The sequence below is a fragment of the Pseudomonas sp. GD04058 genome, from assembly GCF_029836855.1.
Taxonomy (GTDB): Bacteria; Pseudomonadota; Gammaproteobacteria; order Pseudomonadales; family Pseudomonadaceae; genus Aquipseudomonas; species Aquipseudomonas bharatica.
In genome coordinates this window covers 1-1,636 of sequence record NZ_JAOECN010000091.1, presented here as the reverse complement: position 1 = coordinate 1,636, position 1,636 = coordinate 1, and the positions used below count along the sequence as shown (strand labels likewise).

The following is a 1,636-nucleotide window of genomic DNA, read 5'->3' as shown; positions in this document are numbered from 1 at the left end:
TCACGGCCGAGCGTTCGCACAGGGGGTGGTGGCTGGGCAGCCATAGCCGGCGTTCAGAGTTGAACAGGGTTTCCGAGACGATGTCCGGGTGGGTGAGGTTCGACAGAAATCGGGACCGGAAATCGGGACAGATTTATTTTTACTCAAAAAGCCGGAGGGCTTGCATTTTAATGCAGTTTAAAAATAAATCTGCCCTTGTTTTCTGAACCTCTTTCCGGTTGTCCAGATTTTCTCTGGTTCAATTATATGTGGTGGTTCTATTTGGCGTTTTCTAATTGACCTTTTAGACGTGCAATCTCCTCTCGCAGCTCTAAGTTTTCTTTTTCTAGTAGTTTTGTTCGAAGTGCTTTTTTGTTTGCGGTTCCAGGGATTGATAATAAGGTTTCAAGTTCGTCTTTGTAAGGCATTATTGGTTGGTAGAGTTGGTGGTATGCTCTGCCAACTGCTCCTCTATAAAGTTGCAGTTCTGGGCTGTTGCTTCCAACAAGTAAGGTGTGTCTGGTGGCGATCCCGGGATATGGATCTATGAATACAATCTTGCTAATGCCAAGTTGATAGGCTTTCTTAGAGCAGAGTTCGCATGGGCTGGCTGTAGTAAAGAGTATTCCATTTCTAAGCGTCATTCCACCATGTTTTGAAATCTGAAGGAATGCATTCTCTTCGGCGTGAAGTGATCGTGTATGTACTTGGTTTTTTTCGCCGTCTATTTCATTCTGCATATCTTTAAAGCAAAAGGATAAGTTGCGGCCTTTCAGTAGCTTGGATTTTCTTAGTGTGTCAAATTTTTCATGTAAAACTTCCCTGAATTTGCTGTCGTTTCTTTCGTACTCACTGTATGCGTGAGTGTCTTGACCTAGTAATAAGTCCTCGGTATTTCTAAGAAGGCATGGTACTTGACCTTGTGGCGTGTTGTTCCATCCAACTGATTTTACGGAAAACTCCTCGTCGGTAACAGCTGCACCCACTTGTCTTGATATGCAGCCTGAGCTTTGTTTGACTGTATAGGCAATCTGCATGCAACTTTCCAATGATGTAGGCATCACCAAGCCTGGGTGCTGTATCAGATACATATACCAAGCAAGCTGGCATTTTAACTCGACGTTGTTAAATTGCTCTTTTCTAGGGTTGTGTATGTGTATGTCTGATATTTCAATGCATTTTTGGATGTTCTGTGATATAAATTTGTTATATCCAGAAAGCCTGCGAGGGTATTCTTTTTCATCGAGGTCTTTTATCTGTGTCTCGGAGAACTTGTGTGCCCGACGAAGGTGGGCTAGCCTGTTGTCATTTTCTGTGTTTATCGATACTAGGTAAAAGCCAGCGTAACGTTCTTTGAAAAATATAGCCTCGTATGGGTTTCTGATAGCGTCAATAACAATGAAGCAAGACTCATTGTTCTTTCTTGCTATATGATGGGCGGACTTGATTATTTTATTGATTGTTCTTGGAAAGTGGAAAACCTTAGAGTCGTCAAATTTAGCGCTATTTGCCTGACCGGAAGCTCGGATGTTGTCGCCAGCGCGCTGGTATGTTTTTGTATATGCATCAATTGAAATCTTTTTTAAAGCGTCTCTTAGCTTGTTTGAGAAAATAGGTAGTTTCTCGAAATAAAGATTAAATGCGAATTCTTGCTTGA

1 protein-coding gene and 1 pseudogene are annotated in these 1,636 nt (G+C 42.1%); both read right to left on the bottom strand.

The window, feature by feature from the left end:
* A pseudogene (locus tag N7650_RS27845) lies at window positions 1–103 on the bottom strand (LysR family transcriptional regulator); the annotation flags it as partial.
* A gap of 154 nt (window positions 104–257) precedes the next feature.
* A partial coding sequence (locus tag N7650_RS27840; protein WP_279900901.1) for a hypothetical protein occupies window positions 258–1,636 on the bottom strand: 1,379 nt, incomplete at its 5' end.